The 18,632-nt window shown below is 61.0% G+C and carries 20 protein-coding genes and 1 pseudogene; 17 read left to right on the top strand and 4 right to left on the bottom strand.

Annotated features, from left to right (window positions below; translation table 11 throughout):
- Positions 1-8 precede the first annotated feature (8 nt).
- From M2427_RS30585 to M2427_RS30565, 5 genes are all read left to right on the top strand, one after another.
- Positions 9-338, top strand: coding sequence for a four-helix bundle copper-binding protein (locus tag M2427_RS30585; protein WP_021078696.1), 330 nt, complete (start codon positions 9-11; stop codon positions 336-338).
- Positions 339-440: 102 nt separating this feature from the next.
- Positions 441-1,634, top strand: a complete 1,194-nt coding sequence (locus M2427_RS30580) for an OpgC domain-containing protein (protein ID WP_106940470.1) — start codon at positions 441-443, stop codon at positions 1,632-1,634.
- Positions 1,631-2,251: a cytochrome c gene (locus tag M2427_RS30575; protein WP_280710570.1), complete on the top strand. Its 621-nt coding sequence runs from the start codon at positions 1,631-1,633 to the stop codon at positions 2,249-2,251. Before M2427_RS30580 ends, M2427_RS30575 begins: the two co-directional genes overlap by 4 nt.
- Positions 2,252-2,296: 45 nt before the next feature.
- Entirely contained in the window at positions 2,297-2,563 is a 267-nt protein-coding gene (locus M2427_RS30570; protein WP_021078699.1) for a PilZ domain-containing protein, read from the top strand.
- A 111-nt stretch (positions 2,564-2,674) separates the two neighbouring features.
- A complete protein-coding gene (locus tag M2427_RS30565) occupies positions 2,675-3,991 on the top strand; it encodes a type II restriction endonuclease (protein WP_106940469.1) in 1,317 nt (438 codons plus the stop codon).
- A 525-nt stretch (positions 3,992-4,516) separates the two neighbouring features.
- Here M2427_RS30565 and flgF read toward each other — a convergent pair.
- Both flgF and M2427_RS30555 read right to left on the bottom strand, forming a co-directional pair.
- Positions 4,517-5,251 (bottom strand): flagellar basal-body rod protein FlgF, encoded by a 735-nt coding sequence (gene flgF, locus M2427_RS30560; protein ID WP_021078702.1) that lies wholly within the window; start codon positions 5,249-5,251, stop codon positions 4,517-4,519.
- 236 nt (positions 5,252-5,487) lie between these two features.
- Positions 5,488-5,757 (bottom strand): flagellar biosynthetic protein FliQ, encoded by a 270-nt coding sequence (locus tag M2427_RS30555; protein WP_021078703.1) that lies wholly within the window; start codon positions 5,755-5,757, stop codon positions 5,488-5,490.
- 238 nt (positions 5,758-5,995) lie between these two features.
- On the opposite strand from M2427_RS30555, the pseudogene M2427_RS30550 reads away from it, so the two are divergent.
- From M2427_RS30550 to M2427_RS30500, 11 genes and pseudogenes are all read left to right on the top strand, one after another.
- Positions 5,996-6,474: pseudogene (locus M2427_RS30550) on the top strand (DUF411 domain-containing protein).
- Between the two features lie 107 nt (positions 6,475-6,581).
- Positions 6,582-6,938 carry a hypothetical protein gene (locus M2427_RS30545; RefSeq protein WP_280710569.1) on the top strand — a complete coding sequence of 119 codons (357 nt, stop codon included), beginning with the start codon at positions 6,582-6,584 and terminating at the stop codon, positions 6,936-6,938.
- A 98-nt stretch (positions 6,939-7,036) separates the two neighbouring features.
- The gene (locus M2427_RS30540) at positions 7,037-7,441 is read left to right on the top strand and encodes a FixH family protein (protein ID WP_021078705.1); all 405 of its coding nucleotides are present in this window, start codon (positions 7,037-7,039) and stop codon (positions 7,439-7,441) included.
- 116 nt (positions 7,442-7,557) lie between these two features.
- Positions 7,558-8,682, top strand: a complete 1,125-nt coding sequence (locus M2427_RS30535) for a TolC family protein (RefSeq protein WP_280710568.1) — start codon at positions 7,558-7,560, stop codon at positions 8,680-8,682.
- A 203-nt stretch (positions 8,683-8,885) separates the two neighbouring features.
- Positions 8,886-10,112: an efflux RND transporter periplasmic adaptor subunit gene (locus M2427_RS30530; RefSeq protein WP_307756221.1), complete on the top strand. Its 1,227-nt coding sequence runs from the start codon at positions 8,886-8,888 to the stop codon at positions 10,110-10,112.
- Complete coding sequence (locus tag M2427_RS30525) at positions 10,109-13,306, top strand: CusA/CzcA family heavy metal efflux RND transporter (protein WP_021078708.1); 3,198 nt, start codon at positions 10,109-10,111, stop codon at positions 13,304-13,306. The genes M2427_RS30530 and M2427_RS30525 overlap by 4 nt, the downstream gene beginning before the upstream one ends.
- 72 nt (positions 13,307-13,378) lie before the next feature.
- A complete protein-coding gene (locus tag M2427_RS30520; protein ID WP_035651174.1) occupies positions 13,379-13,747 on the top strand; it encodes a hypothetical protein in 369 nt (122 codons plus the stop codon).
- A gap of 97 nt (positions 13,748-13,844) precedes the next feature.
- Positions 13,845-14,402 (top strand): sigma-70 family RNA polymerase sigma factor, encoded by a 558-nt coding sequence (locus tag M2427_RS30515; RefSeq protein ID WP_021078710.1) that lies wholly within the window; start codon positions 13,845-13,847, stop codon positions 14,400-14,402.
- Positions 14,399-15,040, top strand: coding sequence for a DUF1109 domain-containing protein (locus tag M2427_RS30510; protein WP_021078711.1), 642 nt, complete (start codon positions 14,399-14,401; stop codon positions 15,038-15,040). Before M2427_RS30515 ends, M2427_RS30510 begins: the two co-directional genes overlap by 4 nt.
- A 108-nt stretch (positions 15,041-15,148) precedes the next feature.
- Positions 15,149-15,412, top strand: a complete 264-nt coding sequence (locus tag M2427_RS30505) for a hypothetical protein (protein WP_021078712.1) — start codon at positions 15,149-15,151, stop codon at positions 15,410-15,412.
- Between the two features lie 100 nt (positions 15,413-15,512).
- Entirely contained in the window at positions 15,513-15,647 is a 135-nt protein-coding gene (locus M2427_RS30500) for a hypothetical protein (protein WP_021078713.1), read from the top strand.
- Positions 15,648-15,937: 290 nt separating this feature from the next.
- Here M2427_RS30500 and M2427_RS30495 read toward each other — a convergent pair whose 3' ends face one another.
- Positions 15,938-16,279, bottom strand: a complete 342-nt coding sequence (locus M2427_RS30495) for a hypothetical protein (protein ID WP_146160395.1) — start codon at positions 16,277-16,279, stop codon at positions 15,938-15,940.
- Between the two features lie 6 nt (positions 16,280-16,285).
- Here M2427_RS30495 and M2427_RS30490 point away from each other — a divergent pair, with 6 nt between their 5' ends.
- Entirely contained in the window at positions 16,286-16,978 is a 693-nt protein-coding gene (locus M2427_RS30490; protein ID WP_106940467.1) for a DDE-type integrase/transposase/recombinase, read from the top strand.
- A gap of 286 nt (positions 16,979-17,264) precedes the next feature.
- Here the strand turns inward: M2427_RS30490 and M2427_RS30485 are convergent, their stop codons facing one another.
- Positions 17,265-18,326: a DMT family transporter gene (locus tag M2427_RS30485; RefSeq protein WP_035651180.1), complete on the bottom strand. Its 1,062-nt coding sequence runs from the start codon at positions 18,324-18,326 to the stop codon at positions 17,265-17,267.
- Positions 18,327-18,632: the final 306 nt, after the last annotated feature.

Raw genomic sequence — 18,632 nt, 5'->3', positions numbered from 1 at the left:
AGAATGAGATGAAGACGAGCAAGGAGATGCAGGCGTGCATCGACGAATGCCTGCGCTGCTACCAGATGTGTCTCGGGACGGCGATGACCCACTGCCTGGAGTCCGGCGGGAAGCACGTCGAACCGAAGCACATCAGACTGATGATGGCGTGTGCCGAGATATGCCGAACTGCGGCGCACTTCATGCTTCTCAATTCGCCTCACCATGCGCACGTCTGCGAGGAGTGCGCCGAGATCTGCACCGAATGCGCCAAGGACTGCGAGCGCGTCGGCGGGATGGACGACTGCGTGACGGCATGTACGCGTTGTGCCGAAAGTTGCCGGGCGATGGCAGGCTAATCGATGCCGTCTTTGCAGCCGGTCAGAATATCGCGGCCTGACGAACCGTCGACGACAGTGGCTTCGTCGGAGCCAGCATCGTCGGACAATATCAAGAGTTCGATGCCAGCTTCCAAGGCCGTTTCGCCGCGAGGGCGGGATCTGCGTCTCGACCTGTTTCGCGGTCTGGCAAACTGGGCGATATTTCTCGACCATATCCCCAACAACTCGATCGCTTGGCTGACGACGAGAAACTACGGTTTCAGCGACGCCGCCGACATCTTCGTCTTCATCTCCGGGTACACGGCGGCGTTCGTGTACGCTCGAAGGATATCCGCACAAGGAATGCTCGCCGGAACGGCTCTGCTGATGCGGCGCGTTTGGCAGCTATACGTCGCCCACGTCCTGCTGTTCGTCTTCTACGCCGCGGCGATCGGCTACGTGGCACAGCGCTACGGGCATTCGCACCTTCTCGACGAATTCAATGTCGCCGGCCTCATCGAGCAGCCGGTCGCCACGCTTACGCAAGGGTTGATGCTGAAGTTCAAGCCGCTGAACCTGGATGTCCTTCCTCTCTACATCGTTCTGATGGCCGGTTTCCCGCCGCTGCTGATCGTCATGATGCGGTGGCCGAATGCGGCGTTGGCGGCTTCGATCTCGGTCTACCTGTCTGCACGTCTATTCGGTTGGAATTTCTCGGCATATCCTTCCGGCGACTGGTACTTCAATCCGTTCACCTGGCAGCTTCTGTTCACGCTGGGTGCGTGGGCGGCCCTGGGCGGTCGCGCGCGTATGCAGGTACTGGCGCGGTCCCGTGCCGTCCTTGCAGCGAGCATCGCTTTCGTCGTCTTTGCCGCTGTCGTGACGCTCGCTGACCGTTTCGAGACGACAGCGTTTCTGCCGACCGGCATGCTCGAATGGTTCGTCCCGAACGACAAGACGAACCTCGCGCCTTACCGGGTGCTGCACTTCCTTGCGGTGGCCGTCATCGTGGTTCGTCTGGTTCCGTCCGATTGGAGCGGGCTGCGATCCGCGGCGCTGCAGCCGTTGATCGTCTGCGGCCAGCGGTCCCTCGAAGTGTTCTGCGTCGGTATCTTTCTGTCGTTCGTCGGCCACTTCATCCTTGAAATGTATTCGGATGGGTTGGCCGCTCAAGTCGCGGTCAGCGCGGGCGGCTTGGCGCTCATGACGTGCGTCGCTTTCTACCGGAACTGGTCGCGTTCGCTGGACCGGCCGCCGTCATCCGCAAAACGAACCGCCGTACTTGACGTTCGTCGGCGAGAACCTTCAACAGACCAAAAGGTGGATGCTAAATGACGAGACGGTTGGGTGTTGCGGTCCTCGCTGCGGTGGCTCTATTTGGCGGAATTCTATTCTACGTGGGCTACGGCTTCTACGATGTCGGCGCGGACACGCCGCATTGGGAAATCACCCGAAGGGTAATGGAGACCGTTCGCAACCGCTCCATCGCGGTACGCGCCGGCCGGATCGAGCTACCCGACCTTCAGGACGAGCAACTCGTTTTGAAGGGAGCGGGACAGTATGCGGCGATGTGCGTGAATTGCCACCTTGCGCCCGAGCAATCGGATTCGGAAATTCGGCCCGGCCTCTACCCGAAGCCGCCCAATCTTTCCGAACAGCGTTTCGATCCCAAGACCGTTTTCTGGGTCACGAAACATGGATTGAAAATGAGCGGCATGCCGGCGTGGGGTCTCGGACATGACGATGCGACCATCTGGAGCATCGTCGCATTCGTCACCAAGCTGCCCGGCCTATCTGCCGAGCACTACAAGGACATGGTCGCGAGGGCGCCTCCGGACGAAGAGATGGAGTCCATGGACAAGGGGGACGGCAAGAAGCCGGAAAACAATGGCAAGAAGCCCGGGGCCGGGATGTCGATGCCAACCGAGCAAAAGGGTGAACACAAACACTGAGCCGACAGCGGCCTATCGTCGGCCGAAGACAGGTGGAGGATGTGGATGGAAGACGACAACAGGTCTGCGCCGCGTCACAAAGTCCTGAAGGCCGCGACGATTTCCTTCGGGGGAGGGGCCATTAGCTGTACCGTCCGGAACCTTTCGGACAGTGGTGCCTCGCTCGAGGTGGCGTCGCCGATCGGAATTCCAGATTCCGTTGTTCTTGAGCTCGAAGGCGGCGGCCGCCGATGCCGGGTGGTCTGGCGGAAGGAGAAGCGGATCGGCGTCCGGTTTGTAGACCGGAAGGACAAGCCCGAAGTGTCGTCTTAGCTGTGCGGAAAGGGATAAGTCCGGTATATTGGTTGAGCTTGAACGAGAGTTCGGGTACCGGGCGCGAGGCCGAATGGCCTGCCGCCGAAGTTAGAACGGGTGGTTTAGCGAATGGAGCAGGCTTGGGTCGGAGATCTTATACGGCATTGGAGGAATGACGAGGCGGGGACGTACCGGACGTGGTTTCTGTGGGACGCGCGGATAAAAAATTTCCGATCTATCAGGCGCGGACTTCAGGAGGTGATGGCCGAGATCAAGGCTGACACGTTCGGAAACGCCTATCGCGGCTCATCGCTCGAAACGGTGCTGGATTCGATCGCCGAGCAGCGGCAGGTCTTCAAGGGCGCCGACCATGCATTCATGTGGAAACCGAAGCTCCGTATCCCGGACATCTACGAAAATCGGCCTAACCAGGTGGCCTTCGGGAATTTCCTCGATACCTGTCTTTGCTGCAATACCGAGGAACACGTGATCGAAGCGATCCAGAAGCTCGACCGGGCGACCATCAAGGGGCTCGGTCCCGCAGCCGCAAATCTGCTGTATTTCCTGCATCCGACGATCGCGCCGCCGTTCAACACCGCCATCGTGAGAGGATACAATGCCCTGACGGGAGCGGACGTGAAATTGGGCCGTTGGGAGCAGTATCTCGCCATGCGCCGAGGAGTCCTGGCGCTGAACTCGCAGTATCGGAATTTGCTTTCCAACGATCTCGGAGCCGCGGCGGCGTTCCTGTTCGAGGTCGGCACCGGACGCTATCCGCTTCCGGAACGTCAAGAAGACGGCTCCCTCGATCGCTGGAGGTCCGATCTCGATCAGGTCCGCGCGGAATCCGCAGCGTCTTCGAAAGCGGTGGCAGCAGCCCGTGAGGCGGACCATACCCATACCGAGATCCAAGGGTGGCTGCGGGACCTGGGTTTAGCCCTTGGATTCCAGGTGTGGATAGCCTCGAACGACGGAGCGCGGTCCTACAAGGACGGGCGGCTGGCGAACGGCTGTCTCGACCGCTTGCCCGCGGCCTTGGCCGAGGCCGGCGCTGCGGACGCTATTCGTCTCATCCACGTGCTCTGGATCGAACAAGGCGGCGATGTGGCTGCCGCGTTCGAAGTCGAACACACCACCAGCATCTATTCCGGCATCGTCCGGATGCTCGACCTTGCGCTGGGCATCGATGGTGCCGCAGCGCGCAACTTCTTCCTCGTGGCTCCGGACGACCGCGAGGGCGAAGTTAGAGCGCAGTTTGCCAGGCCGGCGTTCTCACGGGTCGCCGAACTCAACCTTCGTTATCTGCCATACAGCGAGTTGCGGGACCACCGCGACGCCATTGCCCGCTTTGGAAACGGCATCAAGGGAATCCTGGCGATTGCTCGGCTGATCAGGCCGATCATGTCGACCGCGCAAGACGCCACCGGCAATGTTTCAGGCTGCTGACTCTTGCCGACCGCAAGCTACGACACTCTGTCCTTGGCAATGCCGGCGGGATTCGGACGCGCGCGCTTCGATCCGACCTTAAGCGGCCAGCCCGCGGCCCGCGACGACGTCACTGCACCCGACTAACTCGGGCAAAGGCGCGACCGATACGCCTGTGGGCCCGCCGCGACCTCGGTGGGAGGCTTTCCGATGCAGGCGAGGGTGCGCCCGGCAAATCCCGGACGCTTTGCGAAACCGGGGGCTCCTGGGGCCCACAGCCCTCGGGAGGGAGCAACAGGGGCCGCTAGAGACGCCCCCGAACAAAGACTATTTCGGTTTCGGCCCGGTTGCGCGTTCCCGTCGGTAATCGTCGATCTCGTCGACGAGACGGCGCGCAAGAGGATGAAGACCGACGCCGTGGGTTGGCTCGCCGGCGAACTTCGTCAGCCGCGCTGACAACGGTCCGGACACAACCGCCCTCGCTTTTGCTTCAGGAGGCCATCGCGCTTCTCACCGGAGATCCAGAAACCTGATATCGCGGACGATTCAGTCGGGGACGGTTCCTAGCTTGTTCAGATCGTCGACGCTCTGCGAATTCTTGAGGAGCCCACCTACCTGTTCGTAGGACCTGGTCACCTCGCTCAATCGGCTCATCTCCTGGACGTTCTGGACATTGGATTTCTCCAAAGCGCCGACCGACAGTTTCACGGACCCCGTCGGAATATCGAGGGCAGGAGTCTGGCTCTGAAATAGGTTAGACCCCACCGCTTGAAGAGGGCCGTCGAACCGAACGAGGCGAAGGCTGCCGAGAATCCGTTGCCGGGAACTGATGGTGCCGTCGGCGGCGATCGTCAATGAGCGCTCTTCGGGTGCGATCGTGATCGGACCAGTCCGGGAAAGGATCGGCTGGCCTTCCATAGTGACCAAGCGTCCGGTGGCATCGGTGGTAAGCGCGCCGGCCCGCGTGTAGCGCTCTCCCTGCGGCGTCTGGACGGCAAAATAGCCGTCTCCGACGATGGCTACGTCGAGAGGATTTCCGGTGAGTTGAATGGCGCCCCCGGAGACGTCCGGATACTGGAATCCGGCATTCACCAACGAGACCGGGCGCTCCCTTTTTCCGTCGGCTTCGCCCTCCTTCGCCGGCGAGAGATATTCCTGAAAGGAAAGCTGGCGCGCACGAAAGCCGGTCGTGTCAGCGTTGGCGACGTTGTTGGCAACGTTGTCGAGCCTGCGTTCCAGCGCGATCAGTCTCGACAGATGAATAATCGTGGTCTCGCCCATGCGATCGCCGAATCAGCCGGTTCAGTTGGACCGAGTGTAGCAGATTTCCGAATCCCAGCGCCTCTGGAGTGTTCGGACACTACGGGGCTTGCGCCGCGCGCGAGGAGCAAACGCAACCAGATGACGAGGGCAGCGAAAGAATGCTTTGCGGCTTACATCGTTCGAAGACGCAGCTTGCCGAGCCACCAGGAAAACGAATGCTCATAGACCGGCTCGGATGGCCACGCGCAAAAGAGTCAATTGGTGGGCATGCTGATTTGCGCGACCATCCGCAAAAATTGGTTATGCGAAGTCTCAGCCATGAAGGGCAACGCGATCAGAAAAGTAACGAATGTCGCAAGGATCTTGGGGGTTTGAATGAGCGTCTGCTCTTGGATTTGCGTAAGGGCCTGGAACAGCGAGACGGCGACGCCAACGACGGTACCGACGATCAACAAGGGTGCCGAAATCACGACAACCGTGATGATGGCATCGTGCGCAGCGCTCATCACTTCGAGACCGTTCATGAAGAATCTCCCTGCTGCAATATGGTCTTTTGCATCTGCGATGGTTAACAACTGGTTAATGGCCATCCTTTGCAGAGGGTCACCGCCAGCCTCAAATAAAGCAAGCTGCTCGCGGCATGAGGCCGATGGCCGGCAGATTGTTTCCGAGGGCGAAAGGGACGCTGATCACGCGGATTTGGGCCCGCGGTCGCGAAGACCTAGATATGATCCTTGCTGAACGTCAGGGGATGTCCAGAAGATGTACAAATTAAGCACAGTGACTCGGCGAAGTGCGCTCGCGATCTTCGCAGCGGGATTGGTTGCGCGGGGGTATCCCGCCTCGGCGCAGACGCCAGCCATCCTCGTTCACAAGGATCCGAATTGCGGATGCTGCACGGGTTGGGTGCAACACCTCAAGGACGCTGGATTCACCGTCACTGTCCAGGAGACGGCGCAGCTTCCGGCAGTCCGGAAGCGCCTCGGCGTGCCGGGCGACCTTGCAGCGTGCCACACTGCGGAAATCGGGGGGTACGTCATCGAAGGCCATGTACCCGCTTTCGCCTTGCGACAATTGTTGGAGAAACGGCCAACCGCCATCGGACTTGCGGTTCCAGGCATGCCGGCGGGATCGCCGGGAATGGAGGGCGGCCCCCCCCCCGGAAGTACGACGTGGTCCTTTTCGGGGCCACCGGCCGGCGGTCATTCATGCAGTTTATCGGCTCCGAAATCGCGAGTTGAAGCGCTTCTTGGTTAACCGATAACTCTCATTTGGCCTGGAAACGCCTCTGGCGAAGATGTGAAGGGATAGTCCTTCCCAAGTTCCCTATCCCGTGGGATGGTAGGCAATGAATCTTCGCCGACTCATCGGTCGTATGCTTGCGATCTTCGTGATCGTAGGGCTCGTCTTTGCGCCGCTGGTCACGCCGGCGGCGGCAAAGCGTCTGGCTGCCGCTGAGATGACCGATATGGCCGCGATGTCGGACGCTATGCCTTGCTGTCCGGACGGCCAAAAAAGCAATAACTGCCGGGATTGTCCGCTTGTCGCGATGTGCATGCTGACCATCGCGCAGGCCGAACCATCCCCAACGGACGGTGTCCAAGTTTCCTTTCAAACCAGCCGACTGCTTTTCCCTCTCGACGACTTGATTGCGGACGGCCTCATCGGTTCCCCTCCGGATCATCCCCCTCGAATCTCGATCTGATCGGCGTCTCCACGCCGTCTGCTGCTGCGCGGTCTCAGGGCCGCGCAGTTAACGCACGCCGCCGTTCGCGGCGCATCGGGTCATCGAGGATTTGTAAAATGAAGAAGTATGCCTTCGCGCCCGCCCTCCGGGCGGCGTTGATCGCCGCTTCCTTGGCAGGTTCGGCCACGCTCGCGCGCGCCGACATCAAGGACTACGAATTCCAACTGGTCGACAAGACAGTCAAGAAGGGGGACGCAACCATCTCGGTCCGCCTGATCCACAAGCCCGACGGCAAGCCGGTTCCCGATGCGGTGATCTTCGCAAAGAGATTGGACATGGCTCCGGACGGCATGGACACGATGAAAACGTCGATCGAGGCGATGCCGAGCACGGAGCCGGGCGTCTATAAGTTCAAGGCCGCCATAACTATGGAAGGTGGCTGGCAATTGTCCCTCGGCGCCAAGGTTCAAGGCGAAACCGGGACGGTTGAAAGCAAGCTCGTCATCAAGGCCACGCCGTGATCCGCTCAGCCGGAATCACTGGCTTCGCCGCAATCCGAGCAACCGCAGCATTGCTGTGGTTGTCCCCGGCCTTGGCAGCCGAGCAGACTTTGCCCGGAGCTACCGCGGAAAGCGTCGTGGCGGTTGCCAAACGCCTCAACCCGACGGTGGCGGCGGCCGCGCTCGAGTTCGATGCAGCGGTTCACAAGATCGGGACGGCGGGCGTATTGGCTGACCCGACCCTCATTCTCGAGGCTTGGGACGTCAACCGGCAGGGCGTGGGACAGCGCCGCATAGGCATCGACCAGGAGCTCAAGCTTTGGGGCAAATACGGCCTCGAGCGCAACGTCGCCACGGCCGACGCCGATGCCGCAAAATTCCAAGGCCGTGCCACCGTGACCGAACTCATCGCGCAGGTCATTACAGCACATGGCGAATACAATGCGGCGTATGAAGCCGTTGGGGTCGCCACCGAAATCAAGCGGCGGTACGACGAGACGCTCGGATTGTTGCGTTCGCGATACGGCACGACATCGGTCGACCGGCAGGACGTCATCAAGGCCGAGATCGAAGCGGCTACCGCCGACGGCGACGTCGTCCGCCGACAAGGCGAACAGAAGGCAGCGGCGGCCAGGCTGAATGCCCTGATCGGCCGTCCGTCCCTGGCGCCCTTGGCTCCGCCGACCGGCTTTCGAGCAATCAAGGCAATCAGCCTCGCGCAGGTTCAGGCACTCGCGCGCTCTGCTAACCCGATGCTGGCGCTGGCCGGAGCCCAGAGCAATTCCGCGGCCCAGACCAAATCCCTTACCGACCTCAACTACTATCCCGACGTCACGCTCGGCGCGAAATACGTGCAGCGGCCCGGGACCGAGGATACCGGCGAGTTCATGCTCGGCGTCAAGCTGCCGCTGCACTATGAAGTCAAGGACGCCGAACAGCGGGCGGCGGGCGCGCGTCTCGGCGCCGCGCAAGCCCGCAGCGAGGCGCTGCGGCTGCGGGTCGACGGACAGATCGCCGACGCATGGTTCAGCGTCGATGCGCTACGGAAGGTCGTGCAGATCTACGCGTCGCGCCAATTGCCGCCTGCACGATCATCCCTCGACAATGCGCGGAACGGTTTCCAGGCCGGCACGTCCGATCTTTCCTCGGTCTTCGAGGCGGAGCGCAGGCTTCGCGCTGTCCAGCTCGACCTGCTGAAGCTCAAGGTAGAACTTCAAACGAAATACGCCGAAATGGAACGTCTGGCCGGAGGTTCGCTATGAGACGGCCAGTAGGTGCTTTGTTAGCCTTTACGGCGATCCTGGCCGCCGGAGTGGTCGGATTGGCCGTCGGACGTTCGAGCGCTCCGCTTCCAGGATGGCTGTCCGCCGTACTTCCCGCAGCGGCAAAGCCAAGTTCCGCTCAACCGGCTGCGACAGGACCGATCGTCTACTACCGTGATCCGGACGGCGCGCCCGATTATTCCATGACGCCGAAGAAGACGCCGTCGGGCAAGGAATATTCGGCGGTCCGCGCCAGCGAAGATGTGAGCTTCGAGGAGCACGCTCCGGAAGCCATGACTGCGAAGGGCGGCGAACGCGGGCGGATCAAATTCTATCGTAACCCTATGGGCCTTCCGGACACGTCGCCGACGCCGAAAAAGGATTCGATGGGGATGGATTATCTCCCCGTATATGAGGGCGAACAAGACGACGACTCATCGGTCAAAGTGAGCGCGGGCAAGCTGCAGAAGGCAGGTGTCCAGACCGAGGTCGCGGAGCGCCGCTCCTTGAATACGATGGTCCGCGCACCGGCTACGGTACAGCAGGACGAGCGGCGCGTGTCCGTCGTCTCGCTCCGGTTCGAGGGCTTCATCGACACCGTCGACAACGTCACGACCGGCACGCACGTCCGCAAGGGCCAGCCGTTGATGCGCATCTACGGCCCGAACCTGTCGAGCGCCGCCGCCGAATATCTCTCGGCCCTTAACGCCCGTCCGGAAGCCGGCATCAGCGGGCAGGCCCTGAAAGGGGCGCGCCGCCGCCTCGAAAACCTCGGTGCGCCCGATGGGTTTATTGCCGACATCGAGCGGACGCGCGAGGTCCCGGTCTACCTGAACTGGCCTGCGCCGCAGGACGGTGAGGTCGTGGAGCGGACGGCCGTTAACGGGATGCGTGCAGCGCCCGGAGACGTGCTTTTCAGGATCGTCGACCATGATGTCGTCTGGGTGATGGTCGACGTCGCCGAACGCGATCTTGCGCTCATCGAACTCGGACAAACCGCCACCGTGCGTTTGCGCGCCTATCCGAACCGACCGTTCACGGGAAAAGTCACTGTGATCTATCCGCACCTGAAACCGGAAACGCGGACCGCGCGGATCAGGATCGAATTACCCAACCCGGACGACGTGCTGCGGCCGGACATGTATGCCGACGTCGAAATTGCCACGGGGACGGAAACTCCAGTCGTAACCGTATCCAGCAGCGCGGTGATCGACAGCGGCGAGCGGCAGCTTGTGCTGCTCGACAAGGGCGAGGGCCGTTTCGAACCGCGGGCGGTGAAGATCGGGCGCCGCGGCGGCGGCCTCGTCGAGGTCAAGGAAGGGCTCGCCGAAAACGACAAGGTCGTCTCTTCCGCGAACTTCCTGATCGATGCCGAAAGCAATCTCAAGGCGGCGCTCAAGGGCCTCGACACCGGAGAGAAACCACAATGATCGCGCGGCTCATCGATTGGTCGGCCCGGAACCTGATGCTCGTTTTCATCGGCGCTATCTTCGCTATTGCGGCCGGGGTCTATGCCCTGCAGCACTCGGCGCTCGACGCGATTCCAGATCTCTCCGACACCCAGGTCATCGTTTACACCGAATACAAAGGTCAGGCACCACAGGTCATCGAAGACCAGGTCACCTATCCCTTGACGACGGCCATGCTCACCGTACCGAAATCGAAAGTGGTGCGGGGGTTTTCATTCTTCGGCGTCTCGTTCGTCTACATCATTTTCGAAGACGGCACTGACATCTACTGGGCGCGTTCGCGTGTGCTGGAATACCTCAACGCCGCGGCGCGCAAATTGCCCGCCGGCGTGACGCCGACGTTGGGGCCCGATGCGACGGGCGTCGGCTGGGTCTATCAGTACGCGCTGCAGTCCAAGGACAAATCGCTGGCCGATCTGCGGTCGATCCAGGACTGGACCATCCGATACGGAATTTCCAAAGCGGAAGGCGTGGCCGAGGTCGCAAGCGTCGGCGGCTTCGTCAGGCAATACAACATCATCGTCGATCCGAACCGGTTGAGATCGCTCGACATACCGCTTGCGAAGGTGCGCGATGCGGTCCGCGGCAGCAACATGGACGTGGGCGGGCGCACCGTCGAGCTTTCCGAGTTCGAATTCGTCGTGCGGGGCAGGGGGTATGTCAAGAGCCTCTCCGACCTATCGAACATCGTGCTGAAGCTCGACAAGGGCACGCCGGTCCTGCTGAAGGACGTCGCACGGGTCGAACTCGGCCCGGACGAACGCCGCGGCATAACCGAGCTCAACGGGGAGGGCGAGGTCGCCAGCGGAATCGCACTGCAACGCTTCGGACAGAATGCGCTCGACGTCATCGACAATGTGAAGGCGCGCCTGGGGGAGATGGCTTCGGCGCTTCCGAAGGGTGTCGAGATCATACCGGTCTACGACCGTTCGAACCTGATCCACGACGCGATCGAAACGCTGAAGCGGACGCTTACCGAGGAAAGCATCGTCGTCGCGCTCGTCTGCATCGTCTTCCTGCTGCACGTGCGCAGCGCGCTCGTCGCCATCGTGATGCTCCCGATCGGCATCCTGATGGCTTTCGCCGCGATGAAGGTGCTCGGCATCGGATCGAACATCATGAGCCTCGGCGGCATCGCCATCGCCATCGGTGCCATGATCGACGGCGCCATCGTGATGATCGAGAATGCCCACAAGCATCTCGAACGGGCGCCACCGGACAAGCCGCGCCTAGAGGTCCTCATCGAGGCTGCAAGCGAGGTCGGCCCGGCGCTGTTCTTCAGCCTGCTGATCATCACGGTATCCTTTCTGCCGATCTTCACCATGGAATCGCAGGAGGGCCGGCTGTTCAGCCCGCTGGCGTTCACCAAGACCTTCTCGATGGCGGCGGCGGCGATCCTGTCGATCACGCTGGTGCCGGCGCTCATGGTTCTGTTCATTCGCGGCAAGATCATTCCGGAGCACAAGAATCCCATCAACCGGTTCCTGATCTGGATCTATCGCCCGATGATCCGCGGCGTACTAAGGGCCAAGACGCTGACCATCTTTCTGGCGCTTGTCGCCTTGGCGATCAGCCTCTGGCCGGCCCGGCAACTCGGAACGGAGTTTATGCCGAGCCTCAACGAGGGCACGCTGATGTACATGCCGACGACGTTGCCGGGCCTGTCGGTGACCAAGGCGGCGGAAATCCTGCAGACGCAGAACAAGGTCATCAAGACCTTTCCGGAAGTCGAGTCGGTCTACGGGAAGGCGGGACGCGCCGAAACGGCGACCGACCCCGCGCCGACCGAAATGTTCGAGACGATCGTCAATCTCAAACCCAAGGCGCAATGGCGTGCGGGCCTGACCGTCGACGGCCTCATCGCCGAACTGGACAAGGCTTTGCAGTTTCCCGGTGTCTCCAACGCCTGGACCATGCCGATCAAGGCCCGTACCGACATGCTCGCGACCGGGATCCGGACACCGGTCGGCATAAAGGTGTTGGGAAAAGACCTGACGGAAATGGAAAAGCTCGCCCGCCAGATCGAAACCGTCGTGAAAGCAGTTCCCGGCACGTCGAGCGCTTACGCCGAACGGGTCATCGGCGGCTATTACCTCGATGTCGTCCCTGACCGGGAGGCGCTTGCGCGCTACGGTCTCATGATCAGCGATGTGCAGGACACGGTCTCTTCGGCACTCGGCGGAGAGACGATCACCACCACCGTGGAAGGCCGCGAGCGTTACGGCGTCAACCTGCGATACCCACGCGACCTGCGTAGCGACCCGCAATCCATCGCCCGGGATGTTCTCGTCGCGATGCCGAATGGGGGGACTGTCCCGCTGGGCGAGGTTGCAGCGATCAAGCTCACGCGCGGGCCTACGTCCATCCGGACCGAAAACGGCCAACTCGCGGTCTACATCTTCGTCGACATCCGCGACCGCGATCTCGGCGGCTACGTTGCCGATGCCAAGGCCGCCGTGGCCGCCAGCGTACAATTTCCGCCGGGAAACTATGTCGTCTGGAGCGGACAGTTCGAATACCTTGAGCGCGCCACCGCGCGGCTGAAGATCGTGGTGCCTGTCACGCTGCTGATCATCTTCCTGCTGCTCTACTTGAACTTCCGCCGGCTGACCGAGACGCTAATCGTAATGCTGTCGCTGCCGTTCGCCCTCGTCGGCGGATTGTGGTTGATGTGGTGGCTTGGTTTCAACATGTCCGTCGCGGTGGCCGTAGGCTTCATCGCGCTGGCCGGTGTCGCTGCCGAGACCGGCGTCATCATGCTGATCTATCTCGATCATGCGATGAAGGAGATTCACGCCGAACGGTTGGCGGAAGGCAAGCCGTTCACGCGGCGGGATCTGAACGAGGCCATCATGCTGGGTGCGGTCGAGCGCGTGCGGCCCAAGATGATGACCGTTGTCGCCATCATGGCAGGCCTTATACCGATTTTGTGGAGCACCGGTACCGGCTCGGAGGTCATGCAACGCATCGCCGTGCCGATGATCGGCGGCATGATCTCGTCCACCATTCTGACGCTCATCGTGATCCCCGCGGTCTACGCGCTGATCAAGGGGTTTGGGTTGCCGCGCGAACCGGGCTCAGCCGTCCCCGTGGACCGGAATAGCCAAGAACGGAAGACGGCAAGTGATTTCGACCGCTCGCAAGCAGCAGAGTGACGAAGCGCCGTCCCTCCTCGGCGCCAGGATGATGTGAGGGACCAGTGGGACTTCAAAAAGTGGCGGAAGAAGTTGGGCATCAACCAGATCGTGGCGGGAGAACTGCTCGGCATGAGTCGCGGCGCAGTTCAATACTGGGAAAGTGACCTCAGGCCGGTGCCACGCGCCGTCGAGCTTGCCTGCCAGGAATTGTTGCGGCGCTGGAAGCAGCGGCCTGAGGTCGATTCCCGCCCATCCGGCGATCTGGTCCTGCGATGCGAGCCGCATCCGAACAACGAGAGCGCCTTGGGCCGCGTCGTTCGGCTGAGCGAAACCCTGAACCTTTTCATGCCGCTCATCGTGGATGACGATGGAACCGCGGTCTGGGCCGGCCCCGAATTGCTGCACGAATGCGAGGAGCGGAAAAGACGCGATCGGCAAGCAAAGCGCATTGAGGCCTAGCCGAAGCGCAGCAGACCTTTCCGACTATTTTTGAGGCCGGTCATCTTCGGCTGTAACCAAATCCGCCGGACCGGCGAACTAACAGAGATACGCAAGCATGACGACCCACGAAATCGAACTCAAGGCGCTAATGCTTGCCAGCCTGGACGGCGACGCGGCCTCGCACCGCGCGCTGCTCGAGCGATTGAGCAGCCGTTTGCGGGCCTACTACAAGGGCAAGCTCGCCAGGATGGGAAGGGGTGCGGCAGAAGCGGAGGATCTCGTTCAGGAGGCGGTATTGGCGGTTCACTTCAAGCGGCACACCTATGATCCTGCCGAGCCTCTGACGCCTTGGGTCCATGCGATCGCGCGCTACAAGTTGATCGATTTCCTGCGGCGTACCCGCACGTCGCGGGCCGACGTGCCTATCGAGGAGGCCGATGCAATCATGGCGCACGACGACAATGTCGGCGCGGAGAGTAGCTACGATGTTAGGAGGCTCATGGAGCGACTACCGAAAAACATGCGGTGTTCCATCGAGGCCGTGAAGCTGGACGGGTTGAGCATCGCGCAGGCGGCAGTACGATGCGGCATCTCCGAGCCGGGGGTCAAAGTGAACATCCACCGGGGACTCAAAGCACTGGCTACCCTGATCGGCCGGGAAAAGCGGACATGAAGACTGACGAGCTTGTGGCCCTCCTGAGTACCAATCCCGAGCCGGTCGACCGCGGTTTGGTCGTTCGCACGCTTCTGGTCGCGCTTGGGGCAGGTTCAATTCTGGCCTTGGGAATCACGATCTTCGGGCTGGGCGTCCGTCCGGACATGGTGACGTCCGGCGCCTTGGGTTTCGTCGCCACAAAGGTCTCATTCGCGGTCGGGATTTTCAGCCTCGCGCTTGTCTATCTCGCAAAGCTGGCGCGCCCTGGCGGGGAGCGAAAACCTCGATCGTATCTCGTTGCGGTGCCGTTTCTTGTCATCGTGGCGCTTGCAGCAATCAGCCTCGGGCTGGCGCCAAGCTCGCACTGGACCAAGATGATCATCGGAGACGAATGGCTGGAATGCCTTGTTTCCATTCCGGTCATCGCGATCGTTCCTTTCGCCGTCGCTATCTGGGCCGTTCGACAGGCGGCGCCTACGAACCTTGCTCGCACGGGTGCTTTCGCGGGACTTGTTGCGGGCGGCGTTAGCGCGATGGCGTATGCGCTGCATTGCGCGGACGATTCCCTGCCTTTTGTAGCGGTTTGGTACGGCGGCACGATTGTGCTTTGCACCTTAGCGGGCGCAGCAATGGGGCCACGACTATTGCGTTGGTGAGCGTTTGCCGGTCACGTCAGCGTGAGCTTGTAACCGGCGAACGAAACGGTCCGAACTCATAAGTAGAAGCGCACAAGACGCGCTTCGAAGAACTGATGGAGCCGGATCATGACGAAAAAACTTCTCACGATTTCACTCTTGTTGCCGCTAATGGCGGCGTCGGCGTCTGCATTTGCCGGATCAACGATCACCGACAAAAGCTATTGGCCGAATGAGGCCAGGCAGAGCGCACAAGCCAGGACCGGTAGCTCACAAGGCGATCCGAATTCCGCGTTCGCTTACGACCGGATACCGTCACGCCTGCATTCCGCGCCAAACGTGAACGACGGCGGATCAGCCTGGCGTTACCAAGGCGGTCCCAAGTCCAGATGATGGGTGCGGCAGAAACTGATGCGCCGGTCGCCCAGACCGACCTCGACGAACCGTCCAAGATTTTGCGACCTCTCGCGCCTTCAACAAAACGAGGTGATCCATGATGAACGGTATTTCGCCCGCAATGTCTTGGGGCATGGGTCTGGTCTGCGTGCTGGTCATCGTCGTTTTAATATTGGCGGCAGTAGCGCTTGTGAAATATCTTCGTTCCGAAAACCAGGCTCGGCCGGAATGAAGATTTCGGGGACTGGGTCCGTCGGTTCAATGTGCCGGAGGTGAGCAGATATGACCCCGGTCGCATGCCGCTGGACGTTGTCCGCGGCCAAGGGGCATGGGAAATTGAGCATTTAGGCCTGTGAGCCCGCGGCGACCCCCGTGAGACCCTTCCTTCGTGTTTGGTCCCGGAAGATTGGTTGAATGGAATCGGTGTAGAAAGAGGCGTCTGTTACGTCAGGGAGCGCCTTGCGTCATGGAACTGAACCTGCACGCCAACGCTACGACCACGCCTAAGGTCCGGGCTTACATTCAGCGCAGCAAAAAGAAGATCGCGGAACTGGCGAGCGAACTCGGCGTAAGCCAGACCACAATCCGGCGGTGGCGCACCCGTACTACGGTCAGCGATCGTTCGCATACGCCAAAAAAGCTGACGACCAGCCTCTCGCTGATGGAGGAGGCGCTCGTCTGCGAGCTGCGGACGCGGCTGCAGTTGCCACTTGATGATATCGTCGAGGTGATGCGGCGCTGCGTCAACTGTAAGCTGTCACGTAGCGCGATCCATCGCTGCCTGAAGCGGCACGGTCTGAACCAAAGGCCGAAGCCCGACAAGCCTGCTGTTGGCATCTTTGAGCAGGCCACTGTCGGCTTCATCCACATTTGCCGGCCCTCGAGCGACGTAAAAGCTACGCCTTCGTCGCGATCGATCGGGCCACTCGCTACGTCTACATGGAGATCCATCAAAACCGGGATGCCAGGACTTCGGAAGAATTCCTTAAACGTTTCCTCGCCCACTTCCCGCATCCGGTGCACACCATTCTTACCGACAATGGCGCCGAGTTCACGGACCGCTTCGCCGTCGACAAGAAGAACAAGCCGATCGACAAGCCATCTGGCCAGCATCCGTTCGATCAAGTTTGTGCAAAGCGGGGCATTCAACACCGCCTGATTAGACCCTACCGTCCGCAGACCAATGGCCTGGTCGAGCGTTTCAATCGACGGATCGTCGAAGCGATCGGCCGCGAACCCAAACGTGGCATCGCCCGCCGGCTATTCCATTCTCACCTCGACCGCGATCAATTTCTTCATCGCTTCGTCATGGACTACAACCGTACCCGCCTCAAATGCCTCGACTATCTCGCGCCGTGCGAAGCTCTAGCTAATCTTCCGGGACCAAACACCTTCGCAGGGCAGGCGAGTGTAGGGGCCCTGCACGGCCGTTTTGCCAAACGGGAGGCCCCGGGGGGTGCGCAGGCTTCTCTGCGGAAAGCGTCTCGGATCCTCGGGCTGCACGGCCACGATGGCTGCGCTGCAGCAGCGTGCTTCGCGGCCAGGGGAGTCCTCCCAGCTTAGATAACAAGATCCGTAGCCTAGGCTGGTCCCGGCTGCTTCCTTGCATAATCTACCAACTCCGCAAACTTCGCCTCGAACGTAGCTTTGAATGTCCCTGAGACCTGGCCGGCCTCGAGCCAGACGCTGCGAACGAGTGGCTCACTGCGGCAGGGGACGGCGGCTTTGATTGGCCGGGACGTCTTGAACTTGCACACGATACGCCGCCCCGCTGCTGGTACGATGGCCATTGGTCGCCACCGCCGCCGCAGTTGCGTTGCCAATTCCGCTTGTTCCTGCGTGCGCAGATCTAATTGTGCCGGTGTCGATGATGCAAATCGGGATAGTGTGGATGCTTATGTCGAATAGGTTCGTGGCGATGCCAATGTGAATGACGCTCCAACATCTCTTCGGCATGATGTCGGTGATGCTCGTCGTGGACGTGGCTGTGGTCATGCTCTAGAAACTCATGCTCGTGGTCGTGCTCATGCCGCTCGGCGAGATGCAGCCAAATACCGCCGCCCATTAGCAACCCTGCCAGTGCCAACTGAGGGGTGAGCGGCTCGCGCAGAAGCAGGATCGCCACAACCGCTCCGATGAAGGGCGCCAACGAAAAATAAGCGCCGGTCCGGGCGGTCCCCAGATGCCGCAGCGCCAGCACAAATAAAATCAGACTCACCCCGACGCCGAAAAAGCCTACCAAGGCCGCAGCACCGATCACGGAAAGAGGCGGAAGCGCTGAGCCAATTGCAAGCGCCAGCCCCATATTCACGGTTCCGGCCACTAGTCCCTTAATGATGGTCGTGACGACTGGATCAGCAGCAGAAAGCTTGCGCGTAAAATTGTTGTCGAGGCCCCATGCCAAACAGGCCCCGGCAATCAGTGCTCCGCCGGCATCGATCGTGATGCTTTGTCCATCCCATGCCAGGATCACCGCGCCGGTCAAGATCGCAAGCGCTCCCAGCAAGACTTTACTGTCGACATTCTCTTTGAAGATCACCCACGCGATGGCCATTGTGGCAAGGCCTTCGAGATTGAGGAGCAGGGAGCCCGACGAAGCGGAGGTGCGCTGCAGACCCATCATGAGCAGCAACGGGGCGAGACATCCCCCTAAAATCACAACAGCGGCCAGCCAGGGCAGATCAACGCGTCGCAGACTTGCTTCAGCGACAGGAACGCCAAAAGCGGCCCGCCCAAGATAGACGATCGTCAATCCCGTTCCCGCGCCTAGATACAGGAGACCTGCCAGCATCTGCGGCGCAATCGAACCCAGGAGAACCTTAGCCAGAGGCGCCGAGGCACCGAACAACACAGCGGATGCCAACGCCATCGGAACCCCCGACCAGATTTGAGAACGAGGAGTTTCGGACATCCGTTACTCTAACATGTGTCGTCACCTAGGTTGAAATCCAACGTGACGTCGCTATTCAAGGCCCAATGCCCATTTTCCTGCAAGCTGTACCGAACATAGGCCGGATCATGATCTCCGATGAGTTCTGGATCAAACAACAACGGCCCACGAAGTCGATGAAAATATTGCGCCGCACACAGAGGCGAACGGCTTCTCGCCGGCAGTCGCTAAATTAGTATTTCTAATAGCGTCCTTGCACGTGCATCTGGCAGGTCTTCCCTCATGGGGGTGCTTCCGGCGATCGCGGCTAGGATCGTCCTGCCCAAC

It is taken from the genome of Bradyrhizobium sp. BR13661 (assembly GCF_029892425.1).
Taxonomy (GTDB): Bacteria; Pseudomonadota; Alphaproteobacteria; order Rhizobiales; family Xanthobacteraceae; genus Bradyrhizobium.
This window is presented reverse-complemented; position numbering and strand designations above follow the sequence as displayed.